Source organism: Variovorax sp. YR752, assembly GCF_943372545.1.
Genome location: NZ_CALRZC010000015.1, coordinates 39,183 through 61,658, shown reverse-complemented (window position 1 = coordinate 61,658; position 22,476 = coordinate 39,183). Strand labels below are relative to the sequence as shown.

At 70.4% G+C, this 22,476-nt stretch carries 22 protein-coding genes; 10 read left to right on the top strand and 12 right to left on the bottom strand.

The window, feature by feature from the left end:
• Positions 1–63: 63 nt before the first annotated feature.
• From AAG801_RS05770 to ubiM, 5 genes are all read left to right on the top strand, one after another.
• Positions 64–2,091, top strand: a complete 2,028-nt coding sequence (locus AAG801_RS05770) for a TonB-dependent receptor (RefSeq protein ID WP_341887556.1) — start codon at positions 64–66, stop codon at positions 2,089–2,091.
• A gap of 2 nt (positions 2,092–2,093) precedes the next feature.
• Positions 2,094–2,651, top strand: coding sequence for a YfiR family protein (locus AAG801_RS05765; protein ID WP_341887555.1), 558 nt, complete (start codon positions 2,094–2,096; stop codon positions 2,649–2,651).
• A 7-nt stretch (positions 2,652–2,658) separates the two neighbouring features.
• Positions 2,659–5,061 carry an ATP-binding protein gene (locus tag AAG801_RS05760; protein ID WP_341887565.1) on the top strand — a complete coding sequence of 801 codons (2,403 nt, stop codon included), beginning with the start codon at positions 2,659–2,661 and terminating at the stop codon, positions 5,059–5,061.
• A gap of 37 nt (positions 5,062–5,098) precedes the next feature.
• Positions 5,099–6,226, top strand: a complete 1,128-nt coding sequence (gene tgt, locus AAG801_RS05755) for a tRNA guanosine(34) transglycosylase Tgt (protein ID WP_341887554.1) — start codon at positions 5,099–5,101, stop codon at positions 6,224–6,226.
• Between the two features lie 77 nt (positions 6,227–6,303).
• Complete coding sequence (ubiM, locus tag AAG801_RS05750) at positions 6,304–7,593, top strand: 5-demethoxyubiquinol-8 5-hydroxylase UbiM (RefSeq protein ID WP_341887553.1); 1,290 nt, start codon at positions 6,304–6,306, stop codon at positions 7,591–7,593.
• A 4-nt stretch (positions 7,594–7,597) separates the two neighbouring features.
• On the opposite strand, the gene AAG801_RS05745 is transcribed toward ubiM, so the two are convergent.
• The 5 genes from AAG801_RS05745 to AAG801_RS05725 are packed head-to-tail and all read right to left on the bottom strand — an operon-like array spanning position 7,598 to position 11,856.
• Positions 7,598–8,275, bottom strand: coding sequence for a CAAX prenyl protease-related protein (locus tag AAG801_RS05745; protein WP_341887552.1), 678 nt, complete (start codon positions 8,273–8,275; stop codon positions 7,598–7,600).
• Positions 8,272–10,170, bottom strand: coding sequence for an MFS transporter (locus tag AAG801_RS05740; RefSeq protein ID WP_341887551.1), 1,899 nt, complete (start codon positions 10,168–10,170; stop codon positions 8,272–8,274). The genes AAG801_RS05745 and AAG801_RS05740 overlap by 4 nt, the downstream gene beginning before the upstream one ends.
• Before the next feature lie 35 nt (positions 10,171–10,205).
• Entirely contained in the window at positions 10,206–10,985 is a 780-nt protein-coding gene (locus AAG801_RS05735) for a DUF2145 domain-containing protein (RefSeq protein WP_341887550.1), read from the bottom strand.
• Positions 10,982–11,401 (bottom strand): hypothetical protein, encoded by a 420-nt coding sequence (locus tag AAG801_RS05730; protein WP_341887549.1) that lies wholly within the window; start codon positions 11,399–11,401, stop codon positions 10,982–10,984. The genes AAG801_RS05735 and AAG801_RS05730 overlap by 4 nt, the downstream gene beginning before the upstream one ends.
• An 8-nt stretch (positions 11,402–11,409) precedes the next feature.
• Positions 11,410–11,856 (bottom strand): YiaA/YiaB family inner membrane protein, encoded by a 447-nt coding sequence (locus AAG801_RS05725; RefSeq protein WP_341887548.1) that lies wholly within the window; start codon positions 11,854–11,856, stop codon positions 11,410–11,412.
• Positions 11,857–11,991: 135 nt separating this feature from the next.
• On the opposite strand from AAG801_RS05725, the gene AAG801_RS05720 reads away from it, so the two are divergent.
• Positions 11,992–12,732: a helix-turn-helix transcriptional regulator gene (locus tag AAG801_RS05720; protein WP_341887547.1), complete on the top strand. Its 741-nt coding sequence runs from the start codon at positions 11,992–11,994 to the stop codon at positions 12,730–12,732.
• 19 nt (positions 12,733–12,751) lie between these two features.
• On the opposite strand, the gene AAG801_RS05715 is transcribed toward AAG801_RS05720, so the two are convergent.
• Complete coding sequence (locus AAG801_RS05715) at positions 12,752–13,795, bottom strand: hypothetical protein (protein WP_341887546.1); 1,044 nt, start codon at positions 13,793–13,795, stop codon at positions 12,752–12,754.
• A 187-nt stretch (positions 13,796–13,982) separates the two neighbouring features.
• Between AAG801_RS05715 and AAG801_RS05710 the strand changes: the two genes are divergently transcribed.
• Complete coding sequence (locus AAG801_RS05710; protein ID WP_341887545.1) at positions 13,983–14,540, top strand: SRPBCC domain-containing protein; 558 nt, start codon at positions 13,983–13,985, stop codon at positions 14,538–14,540.
• Here AAG801_RS05710 and rlmJ read toward each other — a convergent pair.
• The gene (gene rlmJ, locus AAG801_RS05705) at positions 14,525–15,367 is read right to left on the bottom strand and encodes a 23S rRNA (adenine(2030)-N(6))-methyltransferase RlmJ (RefSeq protein ID WP_341887544.1); all 843 of its coding nucleotides are present in this window, start codon (positions 15,365–15,367) and stop codon (positions 14,525–14,527) included. The genes AAG801_RS05710 and rlmJ overlap by 16 nt on opposite strands.
• Positions 15,368–15,497: 130 nt before the next feature.
• Here rlmJ and AAG801_RS05700 point away from each other — a divergent pair, with 130 nt between their 5' ends.
• Positions 15,498–16,601 carry an alkene reductase gene (locus AAG801_RS05700; RefSeq protein WP_341887543.1) on the top strand — a complete coding sequence of 368 codons (1,104 nt, stop codon included), beginning with the start codon at positions 15,498–15,500 and terminating at the stop codon, positions 16,599–16,601.
• A 10-nt stretch (positions 16,602–16,611) separates the two neighbouring features.
• On the opposite strand, the gene lysM is transcribed toward AAG801_RS05700, so the two are convergent.
• Genes lysM through AAG801_RS05685 form a run of 3 tightly spaced genes read right to left on the bottom strand, consistent with a single transcriptional unit; the run spans position 16,612 to position 18,561 of the window.
• Positions 16,612–17,124 (bottom strand): peptidoglycan-binding protein LysM, encoded by a 513-nt coding sequence (lysM, locus tag AAG801_RS05695; protein WP_341887542.1) that lies wholly within the window; start codon positions 17,122–17,124, stop codon positions 16,612–16,614.
• Between the two features lie 31 nt (positions 17,125–17,155).
• Positions 17,156–17,737 carry an MOSC domain-containing protein gene (locus AAG801_RS05690; RefSeq protein ID WP_341887541.1) on the bottom strand — a complete coding sequence of 194 codons (582 nt, stop codon included), beginning with the start codon at positions 17,735–17,737 and terminating at the stop codon, positions 17,156–17,158.
• Between the two features lie 11 nt (positions 17,738–17,748).
• Positions 17,749–18,561, bottom strand: a complete 813-nt coding sequence (locus AAG801_RS05685; RefSeq protein WP_341887540.1) for a substrate-binding domain-containing protein — start codon at positions 18,559–18,561, stop codon at positions 17,749–17,751.
• 274 nt (positions 18,562–18,835) lie between these two features.
• Between AAG801_RS05685 and AAG801_RS05680 the strand changes: the two genes are divergently transcribed.
• Positions 18,836–20,701 (top strand): phosphoenolpyruvate carboxykinase (GTP), encoded by a 1,866-nt coding sequence (locus tag AAG801_RS05680; protein WP_341887539.1) that lies wholly within the window; start codon positions 18,836–18,838, stop codon positions 20,699–20,701.
• A gap of 66 nt (positions 20,702–20,767) precedes the next feature.
• Here AAG801_RS05680 and AAG801_RS05675 read toward each other — a convergent pair whose 3' ends face one another.
• A complete protein-coding gene (locus AAG801_RS05675) occupies positions 20,768–21,034 on the bottom strand; it encodes a hypothetical protein (RefSeq protein ID WP_341887538.1) in 267 nt (88 codons plus the stop codon).
• A gap of 29 nt (positions 21,035–21,063) precedes the next feature.
• Positions 21,064–21,342: a hypothetical protein gene (locus AAG801_RS05670; RefSeq protein ID WP_341887537.1), complete on the bottom strand. Its 279-nt coding sequence runs from the start codon at positions 21,340–21,342 to the stop codon at positions 21,064–21,066.
• Positions 21,343–21,458: 116 nt separating this feature from the next.
• Between AAG801_RS05670 and AAG801_RS05665 the strand changes: the two genes are divergently transcribed.
• The gene (locus AAG801_RS05665; protein ID WP_341887536.1) at positions 21,459–22,409 is read left to right on the top strand and encodes a LysR family transcriptional regulator; all 951 of its coding nucleotides are present in this window, start codon (positions 21,459–21,461) and stop codon (positions 22,407–22,409) included.
• Positions 22,410–22,476: the final 67 nt, after the last annotated feature.

The window sequence follows — 22,476 nt, the reverse complement described above, 5'->3', positions numbered from 1 at the left end:
GCACCCGATTGACGCCGCTTTGCCCTCAATGAGGGGGCACGGGCTGTCGATACCCTCGATGGCATGCCGTCAGATTCTCTTCGCCGTCGCGCCGCGCCCGCGGCGTGGCTTGCTCACGTCGCCGCGCTAGCCGTGGCGCTGCTGGCGTTCGGCCCGGCGCGGGCCGCGCCGGAGGCCGAGGCGGGCGACGAATTGGCGACGCTGCTGGCGCTGCCGGTGCATGGCGGCTCGCGGCTGGCCGCGGCCTCCAAGTACGAGCAGGACGCGACCGAGGCGCCGAGCCTGGTCTACGTGCGCACCGGCGGCGAGATCCGCGCGCAGGGCTACCGCACGCTGGCCGAGGTGCTCGAGAGCATGCCCGGCATTCATCTGCGCCAGGACCGGACCTACGCCTACACGGGCGTGCGCGGCATCGAGCGGCCGGGCGACTATTCCTCGCGGCTGCTGCTGCTGCTGGACGGCGTGCGCATCAACGAAGCGATCTACGACTCCGCCACCGCGGGCGCGGAGTTCCCGCTCGACGTCGGGCTGATCGACCGGGTGGAGTTCATTCCCGGCCCGGGTTCGGCGCTGTACGGCTCGAACGCGCTGCTCGGCGTGGTCAACGTCGTCACCCGATCGCCCGCGCAACTGCCCGGTGCCGCGCTGGGCCTGGACGTCGGCTCGCTCGGCCGGCGCAAGCTCAGCGCGACCTGGGGTGGCGACCTCGGCCAGGCCCGTGTCCTGTTCGGCCTGGCCAGCGAGCACAACCGCGGCCACGCCACGCTGTACTACCCCGAGTACGACAGTCCGGACAGCAATCGCGGCCGCGCCGTCGGCCGCGACGGCGAGCGCAACGACAAGCTCTACGGCAAGGCCCGCTGGGGCGACCTGGGCCTGGCGATGCTGCTGTCCGACCGACGCAAGGACGACCCGACCGGCGGCTACGGTGTGCTGTTCGACACGCGCAGCGAATCGACCGACCGCTTTGCTTCCGCCGACCTCTCCTTCAGCCGCCGCCTCGATGCCACGCACGAAGTCTTTGCGCGCCTCGGCGTGGCCGGCTACGAGTACCGCGGCTTCGGCATCTACGGCACGCTGCAGCAGCCCCAGCCGTCGGTGACCGACGCGACGGCGCGCTGGGTGTCCGGCGAGTCGCGCTACGTCTGGAGCGGCTGGAGCGGCCACCGCGTGCTGCTCGGCGTCGAGTTCCAGAACAACTGGCGCCAGCACTTCTACGCGGCCGATCTCGAGCCGGCGCCGTACGTCTACACGGACGACCAGGTCCAGTCGACGCGCTGGTCGCTGTTCGTCAACGACGAATGGGAGTTGATGCGGGCGCTCCGGCTGAACGTCGGCGTGCGGGCCGACCGGCAGCTCAACGGCGACCGGTCGGTCACGCCGCGCCTGGCGGCGCTGTATGCGTTGTCTCCGCAATGGACGCTGAAGCTGCAGGGCGGCAGCGCCTTCCGCGAGCCCAACGTCTCGGAGACGAGCTACCAGGACTCGTCGCAGGCGGCCGGCGGCGCACTCGAGGCGGAGTCGCTGCGCTCGGCCGAGCTGGCAGTGCTGTGGCGGCCGAGCCGGCAATTCGACGCCAGCCTGTCGACCTACCGGCTCGAGCTGCGCGACACGATCGACTTCGTCGAGCTGCCTGATGGCCAGCAGATCTATGCCAACACCGGCCGCCAGCACACGCACGGCATCGAGGTCGAAGCCACCTGGCAGTGGAGCGAACGCCTGCGGCTGCGCGGCAGCTGGGCGCGGCAGGACGCCCGCGACCGCGAGAGCGACCAGCCGCTGAGCGACGCGCCGCGCTCGGTCGCCAAGCTGATGCTGACGGCGGCCGGCCCCTGGCCGGGCACGACGCTGGGCCTGAACCTGCTGCGTCTCGGTGAACGCCGCACGATCGCCGGCGCGCGCCTGGCGCCCTACACCCGGCTCAATGCGCAGTTCATGCTCGCGCCGGTGGGCGAACGCTGGTCCGCGGCCCTGGGCGCCTACAACCTGGGCGGCGAACGCTATGCCGATCCTGCCGGGCCGGAGCATCGGCAGGACTCGCTGCAGCAGGACGGGCGCGTGTGGCGCGTGCAGCTCGGCTGGAGCTTCTGACCATGGTGGCCGACCGGTCGAGCCTGCCGCACAGGCGCCGTGGGCGCCGCGCGATCGCGCTGCTGCTGGCAGTCGGCTGCGCCATCGGGCCGGTGGCTGCCCAGGCCCCGTCGAACGAGGCCGAGGCGATGGTGCGCTTCACGCTCACGCTGGCGCGCTTCGTCCACTGGCCCGCCGAGGGGGCCGCGGCGGGTACGCCGATGCGCCTGTGCCTGCTGCACAACAGCCCGGCTGTGGAGGCGGCGTTCGCCAGCCGCAAGGGCACCGCCGTGACGGGGCGTCCGCTGGAGGTGCTCAGCGGCGCCGCCGTCGGGGGCGCAGCCTGCGACCTGCTGTTCGTCGATGCCAGCGCCGGCAGCTCGGGCATGGAGGCGCTCGCTTCCACCGCGCCCGTGCTGACGATCGGCAGCGCCGACGGCTTCCTCTCCCGCGGCGGCATGGTCGAGCTGGTCAACGTGAACGATGCGCTGCGCTTCGACGTCAACCTGAAGCCGCTGCGCAGTGCCCGGCTGGGCCTGTCGGCGCAGGCGCTGAAGCTCGCCCGGCGCGTGCAGGAGTGAGGACGTGATGCGCCCGCCCCTGATCGTCTCCCGCTGGGTGTCCGGCCTGTCGCTGCGGCGCCGGCTGACCTGGCTGGTGGCGCTGTGCGCCGGACTGGCTGCGGCGCTCGGCGTCGCCGCGGTGATCGGCAGCGGCTGGTGGCTGCAGGAGGAACGTGCCCGCGAGGATGCCGAGGAGGCGCTGCAGGCGCTGGCCTTCAATCTGCAGGCGCCGCTGGCCTTCGAGGATGCCAAGGGCGTGAGCGACGCGCTGGCCGTGCTGCGCGCCCGCCCCTCGGTGGACGGGGCCTGGGTGCACGACGCCAAGGGGCGCCTGGTCGGCCGCTTCGGCCGTGCCGAACGGCCGCCGGCGGTGCGTGGCGGCGGTCTGCTCGGCGGCCGCCTGACGCTGGAGCAGGCCATCGAGCTCGACGCGGTGCCGGTCGGAACGCTGGTCATCTCCAGCGACCTGTCGCGCCTGTGGACGGCGCTGCTGCTGAACATCGCCGCCGTCGGCCTGGCCAGCCTGGGCGGCTTCGCTGCCACGCTGATCGTGGCGCGGCGGCTGGCGCGTGCGATCTCGCGGCCGGTCGCCGAGCTGGCCGCGGCGGCGCGCACCATGGCGGCCGATCCGGCCGCGTCGGTCCGCCTCAGCCATGCCGGCGGCGGCGAGATCGCCGATGCGATCGAGGCCTTCAACCGCATGCGCGATCAGATCGCCGCGCGCGACGCCGCGCTGAACGAGGCCAATCGCGAGCTCGAGCGCCGCGTCGCCGAGCGCACCGCGGCGCTGCAGCGCGAGAAGGAGCGCGCCGAAGCGGCGTCGATCGCCAAGACGCGCTTCCTCGCCAACATGAGCCACGAGCTGCGCACGCCGCTCAACGCGGTGATCGGTGCGGCGCAGCTGCTGCAGGCGCAGGACGACGCGCCCGCCCCGGCCCCCATGCCCATGCCCGAGACGGAGGCCGCCGGTGGTGCGACGGCGCAGACGCACCTCGTCGAGGTGATCCGGCAGAGCGGCCTGAACCTGCTCGGCCTGATCGAGAACGTGCTCGACCTGTCGCGCATCGAGCATGGTGCCCTGGCCCTCGCGCCGGAGGACTTCAACCTGCTCGACTGCGTCGAGGCGGCGGTGGCCACGGCCGCCGTGCCGGCGCGGATCAAGGGGTTGGAGATGGCCTGCATCGTCGATCCGCGGCTGCCGCTGTGGCGCCACGGCGACCCGCTGAGGCTGCGCCAGGTGCTGCTCAACCTGCTCGGCAACGCCGTCAAGTTCACGCTGCAGGGTGAGGTGGTGCTGCGCGTCGAGCCGGGCTCCGGCGCGGACGGGCTGCGCATCTCGGTCAGCGACACCGGTATCGGCATCGGCGAGGCCTCGCTGGGCCAGGTGTTCGAGCCGTTCCAGCAGGCCGACGATGCCTCCAACCGCCGCTTCGGCGGCAGCGGGCTCGGCCTGGCCATCGCCCGCCAGCTGGTCGAGGCGATGGGCGGGCGCATCTCGGCGACGAGCCGGCTGGGCCACGGCACCTGCTTCGTCGCCGAGCTGGCCTTGCCGACCTTGCATGCCCAGGGCGAACGCGCCGTCCGGCTCGGCCAGCAGGTGGCCTTCCATGAACCTCACGATGCCAGCGCCGAAGCGCTGGCTGCGCAGCTGCAGCGGCTGGGCTGCAGTGCCTGGCGCTGCGCTGGCCCGGCGGAACTGGCGACATGGCTCGCGACCCGCGACGCCGACCAGCCCTCGCCGTGGCTGCTGGTGGCGCTCGATGCGCCGGAGGCGGCAGCCTTGCTGGAGATGGCCGTGCAGCGGATCGAGCCGCTGCGGGTGATCACGATGTCGACCGGCGAGACCCTGCGGATCGAGGCGATGCGGCACCGCCTGACGGTACCGCGCGGCGTCATCAAGCCGGTGCTGCGCTCGGCGCTGGTCAGCCGGCTCGGTGCGGCCGTGCGCGATCGCGAGCAGCCGCCGGCCGCGCAGGCGCAGCCGGAGGGCCTGTCGTCCGAGCGACATGTGCTGGTGGTGGAAGACGATCGGGTCAACCAGACGATCGTCTGCGCGATGCTGCGCAACGCCGGCTACCGCACCAGCACCGCCGACGACGGCGCGCAGGCGCTGGCGATGCTGGCCTGCACCGACTACGACCTGGTGCTGATGGACTGGCAGATGCCCGACATGGACGGCCTGGAGGTGACGCGCCGGCTGCGCTCCGGCGAGGCCGGCCGGCACGGCCGCATCGTGCCGATCGTCGCGCTCACCGCCAACGCCTTCGTCGAGGACCGCAACGCCTGCCTCGCCTCGGGGATGAACGATTTCCTGACCAAGCCGGTGCTGGCGGCCAGCCTGGAGGCCACGGTGGGCCGCTGGACGCAGCACCCCGCGCGGGCGTCGGCACGCCCGTTGCCCGCCGACCTGCCGCGCCAGCCGGCCTGAGCCGCAGGCCGAGCGGAGGCGCTGCGACAATCGGCGCATGCTCAACTTCGAACTGCTGCGCACCGAGGGCCAGGCCCGCCGCGGGCGCCTCACGCTCAACCACGGCGTCGTCGAGACGCCGATCTTCATGCCGGTGGGCACCTACGGCACGGTCAAGGGCGTGATGCCTTCGTCGCTCGAGGCGATGGGCGCGCAGATCATCCTCGGAAACACCTTCCACCTGTGGCTGCGCCCGGGCATCGAGATCCTGTCGCAGTTCGGCGGGCTGCACCGCTTCGAGGCCTGGCACAAACCGATCCTGACCGACAGCGGCGGCTTCCAGGTCTGGTCGCTCGGCGACATGCGCAAGATCAGCGAGGAAGGCGTCAGGTTCGCCTCGCCGGTCAACGGCGACAAGCTGTTCCTCACCCCCGAGGTGAGCATGCAGATCCAGCGCGTGCTCAACAGCGACATCGTCATGCAGTTCGACGAGTGCACGCCCTACGAGACCAAGGGCCACATCACGACGGAGAAGGAAGCGCGGGTCTCGATGGAGCTGAGCCTGCGCTGGGCGAAGCGCTGTCTGGCGGAGTTCGGCCGGCTGGAGAACCCCAACGCGCTGTTCGGCATCGTGCAGGGCGGCATGTTCGAGCATCTGCGCCAGGAGTCTCTCGATGCGCTGGTCGAGCTCGACCTGCCCGGCTACGCGATCGGCGGCGTCAGCGTCGGCGAGCCGAAGGAGGACATGCAGCGCATCATGGCGCACACACCGCACCGGCTGCCGGCGCACAAGCCGCGCTACCTGATGGGCGTGGGCACGCCGGAAGACCTGGTCGAAGGCGTGGGCCGCGGCGTCGACATGTTCGACTGCGTGATGCCGACGCGCAACGCGCGCAACGGCCACCTGTTCACCCGGTTCGGCGACCTGCGCCTGCGCAACGCCCGCTACAAGACCGACGAGCGGCCGGTCGACGAGACCTGCGGCTGCCCCACCTGCGCGAACTTCAGCCGCGCCTACCTGCACCACCTCGACCGCTGCAACGAGATGCTCGGGCCGATGCTGGCCAGCATCCACAACCTGCACTACTACGTGAACCTGATGCGCGAGGTGCGCGAGGCGCTGGACGCCGGTGCCTTCGCGGCCTTCGCGGCGAAGTTCGCCGAAGACCGCCGGCGCGGCGTCTGAACAAGCGTTGACGCCGGTCAGCCAGCGCCGGCGGCGCGGCGGGCAGCATCGGTGTCCCTTCGCTCCCCGCTCTTGCCATGCCCCGCCGCTTCGCTGCCAACGCCGCCGCCTTCGACACCGACGTGCTGATCATCGGCGCGGGCCCGAGCGGCCTGGCGCTGGCCCGGACCCTGGCCGACGCGAAGATCCGCAGCATCGTGCTCGACGCGCAGGACGCCGCCACGCTGGCCGAGCCCCCGCCCGACGGCCGCGACATCGCGCTGACGCACCGCGCGCAGACCATCATGCGCCGCCTCGGGCTGTGGGAGCGCCTGCCGGCGGATGAGCTCGCGCCGCTGCGCGAAGCGGTGGTCTACAACGGCAGCGACCCGCGGCCGCTGCGCTTCGATGCCAGGGGCTCGGGCGAGGACGAACTGGGGCACTTGGTCGCCAACCACTGCATCCGGCGTGCGAGCTGGCAGGCGGTGCAGGGCTGCGAGTTCATCGATGTCCGCCCGGCGACGCGGGTGCTCGGGCTGAGCATCGATGCCGAAACCGCGAGCGTGCGCTGCCGCGGTGCCGACGGCGGCGAGGTCACGCTGCGCGCGCCGCTGATGGTGGCCGCCGACAGCCGCTTCTCCGAGGCCCGGCGCCACGCCGGCATCGGCGCGCAGATGCGCGACTTCGGGCGCAGCGTGATCGTCTGCCGCATGGCGCACACCGAGCCGAACCAGGCGGTCGCGCAGGAATGCTTCCACACCGGCCACACGCTGGCCGTGCTGCCGATGAACGGCGGCGAGAGTTCGATCGTCGTCACCGTGTCGTCCGACGTGGCCGCTGCGATGCATCGCTGGGACGACGAGACCTTCGCCGCCTGGGTGCAGCAGCAGCTCGGCAGCCGCCTCGGCACGATGACGCTGCGCGGCGCGCGCCACCTCTACCCGCTGGTGGCGGTGTATGCGCAGCGCTTCGTCGCGCCGCGCTTCGCGCTGATCGGCGATGCGGCGGTGGGCATGCACCCGGTCACCGCGCACGGCTACAACTTCGGCCTCTATGGCGTCGAGGTGCTGGGTGCGCTGCTGGCCGGCGCGCGCCGCGCCGGGCGCGACCTCGGCAGCCTCGGCGTGCTGCAGCCCTACGAGACGCGCCACCGCCGCGAGACCTGGCCGGTCTACCACGGCACCAATGCGGTGGTCGGCCTGTTCACCGACGACAGCGAGACGGCGCGCTGGATGCGCGAGGCGGTGATCCGCGTCGCCGACCGCTTGCCGGTGCTGAAGTTGGCGATCACGCAGAAGTTGACGCGGCGCAGCGGCTTCACCTGGCCGTCGCTGCCCAAGCTCCCGACCTTGCCGACGCTGCCCTTGCCCGGCCGCCGCTACCAGTAGCCCCCTACCAGTAACCCCAATTGCCGGTGAACACTACCCAGGCGCCGAGCGCGCCGTTGGTCACCGCGTGGGCGATCACCGCCAGCCACAGCTTGCCGCTGCGCATGTACAGCCAGGCGTAGATCGCGCCGGCCAGCAGGGCTGCCAGCCACAGCGTGTGGGCGAGCATGAAGACGAAGGTCGAGAGGCCGAGCGCACGCAACGTGACCCGTTGCGGCGGCACGGCTGCGAAGCGCGGGCTGTCGATCCAGCGCATCAGGAAGGAGCGCCAGAACAGCTCCTCCATCAGCGGCACGACCAGCGCCGCGCCGATCCAGCGCACGGCGATCAGCGGCCAGATCGGGTTGCCCTGTTCGTCGACCGGCCGGAAGCCGGCGGTGGCTTCACCGACGCGCATCCACGGTTCGTCGAGCTGGATCCACAGCACGAAGACCAGCAGCCCGGCGAACACGGCGACCAGGACCTCGCGCAGCGTCGGCGCCAGCGGTCGTGACAGTTCGCCGTACTCGTGCCAGAAGACCACCAGCAGGGCCGACACCGCGACGGTCGACAGCGCATACAGCCAGCGTTCGTCGAAGCCCCAGGCGCCGTCGGCCGCAAAGCCGCGCAACGCCAGCAGCAGCATGAAGAGGGCGAACGGCGCGATGCGCAGCAGCGCGTCGCGCCCCAGGCTGGCGATCACGTCGCCAGCAGCGCGCCGACGCGCTCGCGCAGGCCCGCCGGGCTGACCTGTGCGGCCGGCACCGGCTCGCCGGCGACCAGGCCGACCGGCGAGAAGAAGCCGCGGCGGAACGGCTTGGTCATCGCACTGCCTTCGATGCGCGAGAAGAACGAGCCCCACAGGTTGCGCAGCGCCAGCGGCACCACCGGCACCGGGTTGGCTTCCAGCAGCTTCATCACGCCGCCCTTGAACTCGCCCAGCGTGCCGTCGCGGGTGATCGCGCCTTCGGGGAAGATGCACAGCAGGTCGCCGCCGTCGAGCACCTGCTTCGCCCGCGCGAAGGCCTGCTCGTAGGCCACCGGGTCTTCCTTCTGCGGCGCGATCGGGATCGCCTTGGCCAGGCGGAACAGCGTGCCGAGCACCGGCAGCTTGAAGATGCGGTGGTCCATGATGAAGACGATCGGCCGCGGGCTGGCCGCCATCAGCAGGATCGCGTCGACGAAGCTGACGTGGTTGCTCACCAGGATGGCCGCACCCGTGACCGGGATGTGCTCGTCGCCACTGACCTTGAAGCGGTAGATGAAGCGCGTCGCCACCCAGGCGATGAAGCGCAGCAGGTACTCGGGCACGAGCAGGAAGATGTAGCCGGCGACCAGCAGGTTGAGCAGCCCGGTGATCAGGAACAGCTGCGGCACCGTCACGCCGGCCTTCAGCAACAGCGCCGCCATCGCCGCGCTGCCGATCATGAACAGGGCGTTGAGGATGTTGTTGGCGGCGATGATGCGCGAGCGGTGGCTGGGCTGCGCGCGCATCTGGATCAGCGCGTACATCGGCACGCTGTACAGGCCGGCGAAGAGGGCCAGCAGCCCGAGGTCGGCCATCACGCGCCAGTTGGCGCCCAGCGCGACGAACTGCGACAGCGTCAGCGGCGCGTCCGGATGCACGATGCCGCGCGAGGCGAAGTACAGGTCGATCGCGAACACGCTCATGCCGAAGGCGCCGAAAGGCACCAGGCCGATCTCGACGTGGCGGCGCGACAGCGTCTCGCACAGCAGCGAGCCGATCGCGATGCCGATCGAGAACACCACCAGCAGCAGCGAGGCGACCTGCTCGTTGCCGCCCAGCACGTCCTTCGCGAAGGAGGGGAACTGGGTCAGGAACACCGCTCCGAAGAACCACATCCACGAGATGCCCAGCAGCGAGCGGAACACGGCGATGTCCTGGTGCGCCAGCTTCAGGTTGCGCACGGTCTCGGTGAACGGGTTCCAGTTGATGCTCAGGCTGGCGTCGGTGGCCGGTGCGCTGGGCACGAACTGCGCCGCGGCGCGGCCGAGCACGGCCAGGCCGAGGCAGCTCCAGGCCACGTAGCTCGGGCCGACCTCCGGAATCGCGATCAGCAGGCCGCCGACCACGTTGCCGAGCAGGATGGCGACGAAGGTGCCCATCTCCACCATGCCGTTGCCGCCGGTCAGCTCGCGCTCGTTCAGGTGCTGCGGCAGGTAGGCGTACTTGACCGGGCCGAACAGCGTCGAGTGCAGGCCCAGGCCGAAGGTGACGGCCAGCAGCACGGTCACGTTCTTCGAGGTGAAGCCCCAGACCGCCAGCGCCATCAGCGCGATCTCCAGGCTCTTGACGAAGCGGATCAGCGTGGCCTTGTCGTACTTGTCGGCCAGCTGCCCGCTGGTGGCGGAAAACAGCACGTAGGGCAGGATGAACAGCGCGGCGATCAGCTGCACCACCAGCGCCGGCGCCAGGCCGCTGGCGCTGGCCGTGCCGAAGGTCACCATCACGGTGAAGGCGAACTTGAACAGGTTGTCGTTGCCGGCGCCGAGGAACTGCGCCCAGAAGAAGGGCGCGAAGCGGCGCTGGCCGAGCAGCGCGAACTGGTTGGGATGCGGGTCGTGCGGTGCGCTCAAGTCGTCGTCCTCCTGGATGTTCTTCTGTTGCAGCGTCAGCGGATCACCTGCACGGGCCCGCCGAGACCGCTGCGATTCAACCACGCGAAGACGGAGTCGACGGTGACGGTCTCGATGCGATCCGAGAAGCGTTTCTCGTTCGGGTGGTCGTCGAAGGCGATGTTGGCCGCGGTGGTGCGGGCGCCCAGGCGGGTCAGCGCGCCCAGGCGCAGGGTGGTCGGCTCGTAGCCCTGCAGGCGCAGCCAGGCCTGCGCGCGCTCGCGGCTGGTGGCTGCGGGCTCCTGGCTCATCGCCAGCGTCTCCAGCGCCCACTGGTTGGACTGCTGGTAGCGCTGCGACCAGGGGTAGGCGACCATGCTGTAGGCGCCGGTGTGCATGCGCGTGGCCTGCGTGTTGTCACGCAGCGTGGCGAGCAGCCGCGCCTGCACCGCGGGGTTGGGCACCACGAGGCCGGCCTTGTAGTCGTGCAGGTCGTCGAGGAAGAACTCGCCCAGGCCCTGGCGGTACACCGATGCCTGCGCACTGCCGCAGCTGTTGAGCTTGTGCACGACGCGCCAGCGCGCGCCGTCCCTGTAGGCCAGGCCGAGGTGCGACCAGGCCAGGTCGTACTTCGACAGGTCCTGCCCGTCGCGTGCCAGCACCACCACCTGCGCGCCGGTCGCGTCGAGCGCACGCGCGGTGCGCTCGGCCAGCACCATCGCGCGCTGCACGTTGGCGGCCTGCGGCGGCATCTGCTCGCAGCTGCGGCCGGCCTGGGCTGCGCCGGCGGTGGCGGCCAGCACGACGGCGAACGCGAGAACCCGTGCGGTCTTCATCGCGTCAACCGTTCGTTGTGCAGCAGCGCGGCACCGATCTCGTTCGGGATGTAGGCCAGCGCCTTGCCCGCCGTCGACAGCACCCAGCCGGCGCTGAAGGCGGTGACCACCACGGCGGTGCCGGCGACCACCGACACCCCGCCAACGGCTGCGGCCGACAGCGTGACGCTGGCACGCGCGCCATCCGAGGCGCGCTCCAGCACCCACACCGTGCCCTCGGCGGAGGCCTCGACGGCGACCACCGTCAGCATCACACCGCCGGACAGCAGCATCGCCGGCGCCGCGACCGACACCGCGATCGGCAGGGCCGAGAGCGCGCTGGCGTCCGAGGCGTTCACATGGGCCCGCGCCGGGCCGTGCAGGGCAGCAGCCAGTGCGGCGGCCGCGGCGATCGATCGAATCAGGTTCATGTTCATGACGGGGCTCACTGCTCGTTGGCCATGCGGCGGGCTTCGTGGCGGATCTCGGCGACACGTGCTTCGTGAGCGTCGCGCAGCGTCTTGGCCAGGGTGAACACGCTGGAGATCAGGAACATCCAGCACACGCCGAGGAAGGCCTTGTAGGTCGGGTTGACGTCCATGCGCCACAGGCCCCAGCCGGTCAAGGACATGGCCAGCGCGAAGCCGCCCCAGACCACCATGCCCCACATCGGCGTGTCGACACGCTTGTGCTGGTTGTCGCGCACGTACTTGGCGACCATGAAGGCCGCCGACAGGCAGAAGCCGTAGCCCATGAACATGAAGGCGCGGTCCAGGTCCTGGCCGGGCAGGTAGGCCAGGCCGATGGCGCACAGGCTGGCGGCCAGGCCGAAGGAGATCCAGACCTGGGCCTTCCAGGCCTTGGTGTCTTGATGGATCGTGGCGCTGTTCATGTCGAAATCCCTGTCGGGTTGTTGAAGGTGGGCGCATCCTCTCGAACCTCAGGGCGGGTATCCATCCCCCCTAGGAGGGTTGCACAGAAGCAGGCCTCAGGTATCTCATAGCGGTACTTTTCGGGGGTTCTGAGTATGAGCACGACACACGACCTGATCACCGCGCTGAAAGCCGAGCTGAAGGCGGCCGGCCTGACCTACGCCGACCTGGCGCGCGAACTCGGCATGGCCGAGTCGAGCATCAAGCGCATCTTCGCCAAGGCGGACATGCCGCTGTCGCGCATCGACGAGGTGCTGCGCGTGCTGAAGATGGACTTCGCCGATCTGGCCAGGAAAGTGGCCGACGCGCAGCCGCTGCGTCGCGAGCTGACGCACGATCAGGAGTCGGCGGTGATCGCCGATCGCAAGCTGCTGCTGGTGGCGATCTGCGCCTTCAGCCAGTGGACCTTCGAGCAGATGGTCGCCACCTACACCTTCACCGACGCCGAGTGCGTGAAGTACCTGGTGCAGCTCGACCGGCTCGGCATCATCGAACTGCGCCCGCTGAACCGCTACCGGCTCAAGGTGGCCAAGGGCTTCCGCTGGCGGCCGAACGGCCCGGTGATGGCCTACTTCCGCGAGCATGTCGCCGACGACTATTTCAGCGGCGGCTTCGACGGCGAGGGCGAGATGCTGATGCTGGTGCACGGTCAGATCGGCCGCAGCCTCGCGGCGAGCTTCGTCGAGCGGCTGCAGCGCGTCGGCCAGGACTTCGCGCAGCAGCACCTGGCCGACCAGAAGCTGGCGCCTGAGCAGAAGCGGCCCTATACGCTGGTGGTGGGCATGCGCTCGTGGCTGTTCGCGGCCTTCCGCGACCTCAAGCGCGACGCCGACTGAGCGCCGTGCGCTCGTACGCTCAGCGGCGCGGCAAGATCGCTGCCGTGGCGGCGGTCGCGGCCACCGGAGCGGCGCCGCGCGACGTCGCGACGCGCGGCCCGGCGAGCGTCTCGGCCAGCGGGCTGTTCATCTTCATCGCCAGCGAGGCCGGCGTCTGCTGCGGGTCGTGCGGCAGCGCACGCCACGGCTCGGCGCCGTGGGCGAGCAGGTAGGACACCACTTCGCGCTGCTTGACCGGGTCGGGCACGAAGGCCGGTGCCAGCACGCGGGCCAGCGGCGCCCAGGGCAGCTGGTTGCCGCTGGACGGCGGTGCGCGGTTGACGAGGGTCGGCACGCGCTGGATCCACCAGTCGAGCGCGTCGTAGTCGGCCGTGCGCAGCGCCTCCTCGAAGCCCGGCGCGAGCTTGCCGCCGTAGGCGCCGAGCCCGGCCACGGCGGTGTGACCGCGCGACTCCAGCTGGCGCGCCAGTGGCGAGCGCAGGTGCGAGGGGTGCAGCGCACCGAGCATGCCGAAGGGCAGCGCATCGGCGCGCAGCTGGTCCTGTTCGAGCCACTGTTCGAGCACGCCGTCGAGGCCGGCGACGCGGGCGTTCGGGCAGCTCAGGGTGCGCACCACGTCATGGTGGATGGCGCGCGAATCGGCCTCGGCGAGCCAGCGCAACGCCTGCAGCTGCTGCGGCGAGGCGCTTGCGAAGTCCGGGCAGGGCTGGGCCTGGGCCAGCGCCACCCAGGGCGCGGCGGTGCAGGCCTCGGGCGTCGCGCCCTTGGCAACCAGCTCGGGCAGCACCGGCCACAGGGCGGGGTCGCGTGCCGCCAGCGTCAGCGGGCAGACCGGCAGCTGCGGGCTGGCGATGTCGCGCTGCGCCAGGCTGCCTTCGACGTAGCGGCCGCAGCGCGGCTGCAGGGCACGTTCCACCGTGTTCAGGCGGAAGCACGAGGTCGGGTCGCCGTCGGTGAGCTTGTCGTAGACGTGCATCACCACCAGCGTGGTGGTGCAGCCACCGAGCCCGAGCGTGGCAAGCGCCAGTGCGGCGAGGGCCAGGAGTCGGTGCAAGGGGGTCATCGGGCGGGGTGTCGGTTACAGGCGGCAGGGCAACGCATCAAGAAGCGTGCCCTGGTTGCGACTGACACGGCTTGTCGCTCGCCGGTAAGCGCTTGTTGCGCCAGCGGCTTGCCGCCGGTCAATGGCAGGACTACGCTGGACCGATCGCACACCGTGGGAGTTGCCGATGCGCCGCCTGATGGCAGTCATGTTGTTGGTGCTTGCTTCGTTTGCCGGCGCACAGGAGCGGGCGTTGCACAAGGAAGTGGTGGTGGCCGCGCCGATCGCCGAGGTCTGGCGGGCCTGGACGACGCGCGAGGGCGTCACCTCCTTCTTCGCGCCCGGCGCCGAGATCGAGGCCCGCGTCGGAGGCGCATTTCATGTCCACTTCGACCCGTTCGCGGCGCCCGGCGCGAAGGGCGCGGACGACATGCGTTACATGGCGCTGCAGGCGCCCACCATGCTCAGCTTCGACTGGAATGCGCCGCCGCACCTGCCGCAGGTGCGGCAGCAACGCAGCTTCGTGATCGTGCGGCTGAAGGAGCTGGAAGGGACGTCCACGCGGGTGAGCCTGCACCACGTCGGCTGGGGTGAAGGCGCCGAGTGGGACCAGGCCCACGCCTACTTCGACCGGGCCTGGGGCGCCGTGCTCGCCAACCTGAAGAAGCGCTTCGAGTCCGGCCCAATCGACTGGTCCGCCTGGCTGGAGCAACTGCGCAAGATGCATGCGCAGCCGGCGGCGATTGCGTCTCAGCCAGCGCGCTGATCCAGCACGTAGCTCGCGCCTTCGTACTGGCCGAGCGTTTCCACCAGCCAGGGCAGCACGCCGGCCAGCGTGTCGTGCAGCGTGTAGGGCGGGTTGATCACGAACATGCCGCTGCCGGCCAGGCCGAAACCCTGCAAATCGGCACGCGCCACGCTCAGGCGTGCGTGCAGCCAGCCCTTGGGCGCGAGTGCCTGCAGCCGGCGCGGCAGTTCGGCCGCCTCGACCTTCTGCACCTGCGGGTACCAGACCAGGTAGACGCCCTCGGCGAAACGCTGCACGGCGTCGCGCAGCGTGGCGATCACGCGGCCGTAGTCGCCATGGCCCTCGTAGCTCGGGTCGATCAGCACCACGCCGCGGCGCGTCGACGGCGGCAACTGGCCCTTCAGGCTGTCGAAGCCGTCGGCATGCTTGACCTCCACGTTGCGCTCGCTGCCGAGGTAGGACTCCAGGATGCGGTGCTCGGTCGGGTGCAGCTCGAACAGGCGCATCTGGTCGCCGGGCCGCAGCAGCATGCGTGCGATCGCCGGCGAGCCGGGGTACTGCTCGAGCGCGCCGCTGGGGTTGAACTCGCGCACGCGCTCGACGTAGTCGGCCACCGCCTCGGGCAGGTCGTCGCGGCCCCACAGCGTGCCGATGCCGCGCTCGTACTCGCCCTTCTTCTGCGCGTAGCGGCCTTCGAGCGAGTAGCCGCCGGCGCCGGCGTGGGTGTCGACGAACCGGTACGGCTTGTCCTTGGCGTTCATGTAGCGCAGCACCTGCACCAGCACGATGTGCTTGAGGACGTCGGCGTGGTTGCCCGCGTGGAAGGCGTGTCGGTAGGCGAGCATGGGCGGTCGGTCGGCAGGGTCGGCGGCGACAGTATCGCCTGCCGCCGAGCGGCGTCGCGCGCATGCTTATATCGGATCTGGAAATGCCCGTGGCGAGGCGGTTCGCGAAGCTTTCTGGTTCACTCGCCCCATGCACACCCTCTTCACCCCCTTCCGGGCTGGCGACATCACGCTGGCCAACCGCATCGTCATGGCGCCGCTGACGCGCAACCGGGCGCTGCCCGGTCGGGTGCCCGGCGACCTGCAGGTCGAGTACTACCGCCAGCGCGCCAGCGCCGGGCTGATCGTCACCGAGGCCTCGCAGATCTCACCCGAGGGCCAGGGCTACCTCGACACCCCGGGCATCTACAGCCGCGAGCAGGTCGCCGGCTGGCGCCGTGTCACCGACGCCGTGCATGCGGCCGGCGGGCGCATCGTCATCCAGCTCTGGCATGTCGGGCGCATCTCGCACGTGTCGCTGCTGCCCGAGGGCATGGTGCCGGTGTCGTCCAGTGCCCGCGCGGCGAACACCAAGACCTACACCGCGAAGGGCTTCGAGGCCGTGTCGGCGCCGCGTGCGCTGCGCACCGATGAACTGCCGCGCCTGATCGCCGAGTACCGCGCCGCGGCGCGCAACGCGATCGAGGCCGGCTTCGACGGCGTCGAGGTCCACGGCGCCAACGGCTACCTGCTCGAGCAGTTCCTGCGCGACAGCCTGAACGACCGCACGGATGCCTATGGCGGCTCGGTGGCCAACCGCGCGCGCTTGCTGCTCGAGGTGATGGATGCCGTTGTCGCCGAGATCGGCGCCGGCCGCACGGGCCTGCGCCTGTCGCCGGTGACGCCGGCCAACGACCTGGGGCAGGACAGCGACGCGCAGGCGTTGTACGGCCACGTGGTGGAGCGCCTCGCCCCGCTGAAGCTGGCCTACCTGCACCTGATCGAGGGCGCCACCGGCGGCCCGCGCGACGCGGTGCCGTTCGACTTCGACGCGCTGCGCCGCATCTACAAGCGCGAGCACCCGGCCGGCGCGTGGATGGTCAACAACGGCTACGACCGCGCCATGGCGCTGGGCGTGGTCGCGCGCGGCGCGGCCGACCTGGTGGCCTTCGGCAAGCCCTTCATCGCCAATCCGGACCTGGTGCGGCGCCTGCGCGAGGACGCGCCGCTGAACGAAGCGAAGCGCGAGACCTTCTACGGCGGCGGCTCCGCGGGCTACACCGACTATCCGGCGCTGGAGCCCGCGGCCGCCTGAGGTCGCTCGGTCAGGCCGGCGGGATGCGCAGCAGTTGCCCCGGGTAGATCTTGTCCGGGTGCGACAGCATCGGCTTGTTCGCCTCGAAGATCTTCGGGTACGCGTTGGCGTTGCCATAGAACTTCTTGGCGATGGCCGACAGCGTGTCGCCGCGCACCACCGTGTGGTATTGCGACTCGTCGGCCGGCTGTGCGACGGTCATCAGGTCGGACACCTGCGCCACGCCGCTGACGTTGCCGCAGCACAGCAGGATCTTCTCCTTGGTGGCCTGGTCGGCGGCTACGCCGGCGACGGTCACCGTGCTGCTGGCGCCGTCGAACTGCACCTGCAGGCCGTCGGCGGAGAGCTTCTGCGTCGCGATGTAGTCCTCGATCGCCTTGGCGGCCAAGGCATTGGCCTTGGCCGCGCGCTCCTGCAACTCGGCCTGGCTCGGCGCCTGAGCGGCGGCGGCCGCAGCGGCCTCGGTGTCTTTGCTGCCGAACAGCTTCTCGCCGGCTTCCTTGAAAAAGCTCACGATGCCCATCTTGGTTCTCCTTCCTGGTTGAACGGCCGCTTCAGCGCTGCTTTGCAGCGGCAGCGCGGGCGCGGAACAGCTCGACGATACCCACTTCACGCGGGCCGGCGATGAACTCGAACGACTCGCCGGCACGCAGGGTACCCGCGATGCGGACCGCCAGGTAGAAACCACACCAGGCATTGGCGAACATCAACTTGGCGGCCTGGTCGAAGCCCATCGTGGCGTTGAACTTGAAGCAGGGGAAGCGCGGCTCGCTGACGGCGAGTTCGCAGTCCGCGAACCGCAGCACGTCGCCGACGCAGACGTCCTTTTCCAGCAGGCCGGAGAGGGTCAGGTTCTCACCGAGGGCACCCGGCGGCAGCGTGTCGTCCCACAGCGCGGCGCGGGCCTGGCCGCGCACCGTCTGCCAGAACGGGTAGTGCTCCGACGGGTAGGCATAGACCGCCTTGGACAGGCCGCCATGCACCGACAGGTCGGCCTGCTCGTCACCCTCGATGCCCAGCGGGCCGACACGCCGCGCACCTTCGACCGGCCGCTTGCCGATCGCGGTCATCACCTGGCGCCCGTGGATCTCGACCGGTTGCGCGGCGGCGACGTTCAGGCTGGCGATGCGCCCCATGGCCCGTGACCTCAGCCCGGTGTCCGGTAGCCGCGCTGTGCGGCGACGATGGCGCGCCCCTTCGGGCCGCTGATCCAGCCGGTGAACAACTTGCCGCCCGCGTGGTTGACGCGGAACGAGCGCATCACGTGCACCGGCACCGTCATCAGCGGATCGCCCTCGACCAGCACCGCCAGCGGCGCGCCGCCGCGGCCCAGCCACACGCCGCGCTCGACCAGCGCATAGGCACCCAGCTGCCGCGCCTGGGACGCCAGCGAGCCCTGCTGCGCCTTGATGTACCACGGCGCGGCCGGGGCGATCTTCGCCGCGCGCCACAGCGCCTGTTCGGCGGCGTGGCTGCCGGAGGCGTCGCCGGCGCTCAGGAAGCTGATCGTGCCGGGGCTGGCCAGTGCTGCGTCGCGCAACTGCGTGAGCGCCTGCGTGATGTCGGTCATGCGCGCGACGCCGGCCGGATCGGGCTTCTTCTTCGACGGCGCCGGGCCGACCAGCACCAGTGCCGCATCGGCAACGCGCCGGCGATCGTGAACCAGCCCCTGCCGGTCGAGCCTTTCCTCTGCGTCCGGGGCGTTGCTCAGCACCGCGTCGAGTTCGCCGCGCTCGAGCGCTTCCAGCAACGGCAGGGCGAGGCCGGGTACCAGTTGCACGGCCACGCCGGTGTCGCGGCCGAAGCCGGTCCGCAGCGCGGCGGCCAGCCCGGAGTCGACCAGGGCCTGGTCGGCGCCCAGGCGCAAGGGGTCGGCAAGCGACTGGCGCTGCTGAGCGCGGGCCAGCGAGGGCAGGGCCAGCGCCACCGCGGCGCCAAGCAAGAGGCGACGTGAACTCATGGGCGGAATCATAGGTGCGGCGCTCGGCATGAAACTATTCCGGAAATGCATGGACCCCCGGGCTCCGGTGGTTACCGCGCAATTACACTGGATCGACAATCCTTCCAGCCTCTCGCGCAAGTGGCCCGCATGCCGAGATCCGGCGCCGCCACGAAACCCGCCGTAACTCTCGCGGCGCTGCGCGCAGCGGCATTGGGCAAGCCCTCCGGGTCCGCGAACCGGGCCCCGCCGGCTTCCCCAATCCCGCTTACTGACTTTGACGATTGGATCCGACATGAACCGTCCCGTGCTCGAAGGGGTGCGCTTGAACGCGCCCGCCTATGTCCGCCATGCCCGGCTGCTGTCCTGGGTCGCCGAGATGGCGGCGCTGACCGAAGCGAAGGACGTCTACTGGTGCGACGGCTCGCAGGATGAATACGACCGGCTGTGCGGCCAGCTGGTGGCCGCTGGCACGATGAAGCGGCTCAACCCCGAGTTGCGCCCGAACAGCTACCTGGCCTGCAGCGATCCGAGCGACGTGGCGCGCGTCGAGGACCGCACCTTCATCTGCTGCGAGCGCAAGGAGGACGCCGGCCCGACCAACAACTGGATGGCCCCGGCCGAGATGCGCGAACTGCTGCAGACCGGCGACAAGGCACTGTTCCGCGGCGCCATGCGCGGCCGCACGATGTACGTGGTGCCGTTCAGCATGGGCCCGATCGGTTCGCCGATCGCGCACATCGGCGTCGAGCTGTCGGACAGCCCCTACGTGGCCGTCAACATGAAGATCATGACGCGCATGGGCCGCGCCGTGCTCGACGTGCTCGGCAGCGACGGCTTCTTCGTGCCCTGCCTGCACACCGTCGGCGCGCCCCTCGAGCCGGGCCAGAAGGATGCGGCGTGGCCCTGCAACAAGACCAAGTACATCGTCCACTACCCCGAGACGCAGGAAATCTGGAGCTACGGCTCGGGCTACGGCGGCAACGCGCTGCTGGGCAAGAAGTGCTTCGCGCTGCGCATCGCCTCCACCATGGGCCGTGACCAGGGCTGGCTGGCCGAGCACATGCTGATTCTCGGCGTGACGTCGCCGAAGGGCAGGAAGTACCACCTGGCCGCCGCCTTCCCGAGCGCCTGCGGCAAGACCAACTTCTCGATGCTGATCCCGCCGGCGGAGCTGAAGGGCTGGAAGGTCACCACCATCGGCGACGACATCGCCTGGATCAAGCCGCATGCCGACGGCCGCCTGTACGCGATCAACCCCGAGGCCGGCTACTTCGGCGTGGCGCCGGGCACCAACCACAAGACCAACGAGAACTGCATGGCCAGTCTCGAGCGTGACGTGATCTTCACGAACGTCGCGCTGACCGACGACGGCGACGTCTGGTGGGAAGGCATGACCGACACCCCGCCGGCGCACCTGATCGACTGGCAGGGCAAGGACTGGACGCCGGCACTGGCCAAGGAGACCGGCGCCAAGGCCGCACACCCGAACGCGCGCTTCACGGTGGCCGCGACCAACAACCCGGCGCTCGACGCCGAGTGGGACAACCCGAACGGTGTGGCGATCGATGCCTTCATCTTCGGCGGCCGCCGCTCGACCACCGTGCCGCTCGTCACCGAGGCGCGCGACTGGACCGAAGGTGTCTACATGGCCGCCACCATGGGCTCGGAGACCACCGCCGCCGCCGCCGGCGCGCAGGGCGTGGTGCGCCGCGACCCGTTCGCCATGCTGCCCTTCATGGGCTACAACATGAGCGACTACTTCCAGCACTGGCTGGACCTGGGCGCCAGGCTGCAGGCCGCGGGCTCGACGCTGCCGAAGATCTATTGCGTCAACTGGTTCCGCAAGGGGCCGGACGGCAAGTTCGTCTGGCCGGGTTATGGCGAGAACATGCGCGTGCTCGAGTGGATGGTCGAACGCCTGGAGGGCACGGGCGGTGGCGAGGAGCATGTCTTCGGCGTGACGCCGAACTACGAGCATCTGAACTGGAAGGGCCTGGACTTCAGCCGCGCCCAGTTCGACCAGGTCACCCGCATCGATGCGGCGGAGTGGCGGGCCGAGATGACGCTGCACGCCGAACTGTTCAACCAGCTCTCGTACCACCTGCCCGAGGCGCTGAAGGCCACCAAGGCGAAGATCGAGGCGCGCCTGGCCGCCTGAGCGGGTTTGGCCCGGAATGACAAAAGGCCGGCGAATGCCGGCCTTTGTCGTTTCAGATGGGCGGGTTCAGCGCTGGTCGGCGTGAGCCTGACCGGCCATCGTGGCGGCGGCGCGCAGGTCGGCCGCATAGCTCGGCTGCGTCGACTCGTAGGCCTCGGCCATGCGCAGCAACTGCGCGGTGGCCTCCGGCACGCCCGGGGCGGGCATGCGCAGCAGGTCGCCGACCGATTGCAGCTTCAGCACGGCTCGGGCGAGCCAGTCGGACAGGCGCGGCGCCGGCCCTTCGATGGTGAAGGCGTGGTGCGCGGGAATGTTCATGGTGACGGTGGTCATGAAGACCTCCTTTCGTGGTCGGAAGGCGCTCAGGCCTTCGCGTCGGTGAGTTCGTGACGATCGGCGGCGGCCATCAGGTCGGCCGCGAAGCCAGGGTCGGTGCGCAGGTAGGCGCTCGCAAAGTTGCGCAGTTCGTTGGCCTCTTCGATCACGCTCAGGCGACGGTTGTGGCGCACGGGTCGGCGCAGCGAGGACAGCAGTGCCTGGGTCAGGCGTGCCGTGGCGAGAGCCAGATTGCTCAGTGCCTGGCCGACGCCCAGCGGGCGAGCCGACCGGAATGCTTGCGAAGGCAGGGAATGGCTGGTCATGGCGTTTTTCTCCTTGGCATCGGATTGATGCTGCGGTGCAGTATAGGGTAAACACTCATGCGTTGCAGTGAATGTTATGAATAGTCGACATTCACCGAAATGATGAGCTGTGAACCATGAACTTCCGCACGCTCGACCTCAACCTGCTGCGTGTATTTGACACGGTGATGGCCGAAGGCAGCATCACGCGCGCTGCCCAGCGTCTGGCCATGACGCAACCGGCAGTCAGCAATGCCTTGAAGCGCTTACGAGACTCAGTAGGTGAAGACTTGCTGACAAGAGCGGCGCGAGGCGTCCAGCCCACCGCCTTCGGCGAGGCGCTGTGGCCGCAGGTGCGTGCGGCGCTGGGCCAGCTGCGTTCGGCGCTGGAGCCCGGCGACTTCGACCCCACCACCGACACCCGTGTCTTCCGCCTGGCCATGGCGGACGCTGTCGCGGCCCTGATGCTGCCGGCACTGATGGCGCGCTTCGAGGCGCTCGAGGCCCGGCCGCAGATCGAGGTGCGGCCGCTGCTCGACCGCGACCCGCGCGGGCTGTTCAGCCAGGGCGACATCGACTTCGCGATCGGCTACTTCCCGGAGACGGTGGCATCGCTGGTCGCCCAAGGGCGGGTCGCGCCGCTGCGCCACCGCCGGCTGGCCGAGGGCCGGTATGTGTGTGCGATGCGGAGCGGCCACCCGCTGGCCGACGCGCTGCTGACGCTGGACGCCTTCTGCGCTGCCAGCCACGTGCTGGTCAGCTTCAGCGGCCGCGCGCACGGGTTCGTCGACCAGGCGCTGGCCAGCGAAGGCCGCACGCGGCACATCGCGCTGACGGTCAATCAGTTCTTCACCGCCGCGCATGTGGTGGCGGCCTGCGACCACCTGACCGTGCTGCCCGACGGCTTTCTGCCGCTGACCGGGCTGCAGGAGCGGCTGGTGGTGCGCGAACTGCCCGTGGAGCCCGGGACGGTGTACGCCGACGCGCTCTGGCACGTGCGCCACGACCGCTCGGCCGCGCACCAGTGGCTGCTGGCGCGTTTCGACGAGATCGGCCAGGCGCTGCCGGAAGACGCGTCAGGCGCTTGACGGACGCATCGATTTCGCCGATCCTTCGCAAAGTGGTCTAGGCCACTTTGCCAAACCTCTCCACTGG

Excerpts from the sequence above, each read along its gene's own strand:
- AAG801_RS05770 (WP_341887556.1), top strand. The coding sequence starts at position 64 with ATGCCGTCAGATTCTCTTCGCCGTCGCGCCGCGCCCGCGGCGTGGCTT.
- AAG801_RS05765 (WP_341887555.1), top strand. The coding sequence starts at position 2,094 with ATGGTGGCCGACCGGTCGAGCCTGCCGCACAGGCGCCGTGGGCGCCGC.
- AAG801_RS05760 (WP_341887565.1), top strand. The coding sequence starts at position 2,659 with ATGCGCCCGCCCCTGATCGTCTCCCGCTGGGTGTCCGGCCTGTCGCTG.
- tgt (WP_341887554.1), top strand. The coding sequence starts at position 5,099 with ATGCTCAACTTCGAACTGCTGCGCACCGAGGGCCAGGCCCGCCGCGGG.
- ubiM (WP_341887553.1), top strand. The coding sequence starts at position 6,304 with ATGCCCCGCCGCTTCGCTGCCAACGCCGCCGCCTTCGACACCGACGTG.
- AAG801_RS05735 (WP_341887550.1), bottom strand. The coding sequence starts at position 10,985 with ATGAAGACCGCACGGGTTCTCGCGTTCGCCGTCGTGCTGGCCGCCACC.
- AAG801_RS05730 (WP_341887549.1), bottom strand. The coding sequence starts at position 11,401 with ATGAACATGAACCTGATTCGATCGATCGCCGCGGCCGCCGCACTGGCT.
- AAG801_RS05725 (WP_341887548.1), bottom strand. The coding sequence starts at position 11,856 with ATGAACAGCGCCACGATCCATCAAGACACCAAGGCCTGGAAGGCCCAG.
- AAG801_RS05720 (WP_341887547.1), top strand. The coding sequence starts at position 11,992 with ATGAGCACGACACACGACCTGATCACCGCGCTGAAAGCCGAGCTGAAG.
- AAG801_RS05715 (WP_341887546.1), bottom strand. The coding sequence starts at position 13,795 with ATGACCCCCTTGCACCGACTCCTGGCCCTCGCCGCACTGGCGCTTGCC.
- AAG801_RS05710 (WP_341887545.1), top strand. The coding sequence starts at position 13,983 with ATGTTGTTGGTGCTTGCTTCGTTTGCCGGCGCACAGGAGCGGGCGTTG.
- rlmJ (WP_341887544.1), bottom strand. The coding sequence starts at position 15,367 with ATGCTCGCCTACCGACACGCCTTCCACGCGGGCAACCACGCCGACGTC.
- AAG801_RS05700 (WP_341887543.1), top strand. The coding sequence starts at position 15,498 with ATGCACACCCTCTTCACCCCCTTCCGGGCTGGCGACATCACGCTGGCC.
- lysM (WP_341887542.1), bottom strand. The coding sequence starts at position 17,124 with ATGGGCATCGTGAGCTTTTTCAAGGAAGCCGGCGAGAAGCTGTTCGGC.
- AAG801_RS05690 (WP_341887541.1), bottom strand. The coding sequence starts at position 17,737 with ATGGGGCGCATCGCCAGCCTGAACGTCGCCGCCGCGCAACCGGTCGAG.
- AAG801_RS05685 (WP_341887540.1), bottom strand. The coding sequence starts at position 18,561 with ATGAGTTCACGTCGCCTCTTGCTTGGCGCCGCGGTGGCGCTGGCCCTG.
- AAG801_RS05680 (WP_341887539.1), top strand. The coding sequence starts at position 18,836 with ATGAACCGTCCCGTGCTCGAAGGGGTGCGCTTGAACGCGCCCGCCTAT.
- AAG801_RS05675 (WP_341887538.1), bottom strand. The coding sequence starts at position 21,034 with ATGACCACCGTCACCATGAACATTCCCGCGCACCACGCCTTCACCATC.
- AAG801_RS05670 (WP_341887537.1), bottom strand. The coding sequence starts at position 21,342 with ATGACCAGCCATTCCCTGCCTTCGCAAGCATTCCGGTCGGCTCGCCCG.
- AAG801_RS05665 (WP_341887536.1), top strand. The coding sequence starts at position 21,459 with ATGAACTTCCGCACGCTCGACCTCAACCTGCTGCGTGTATTTGACACG.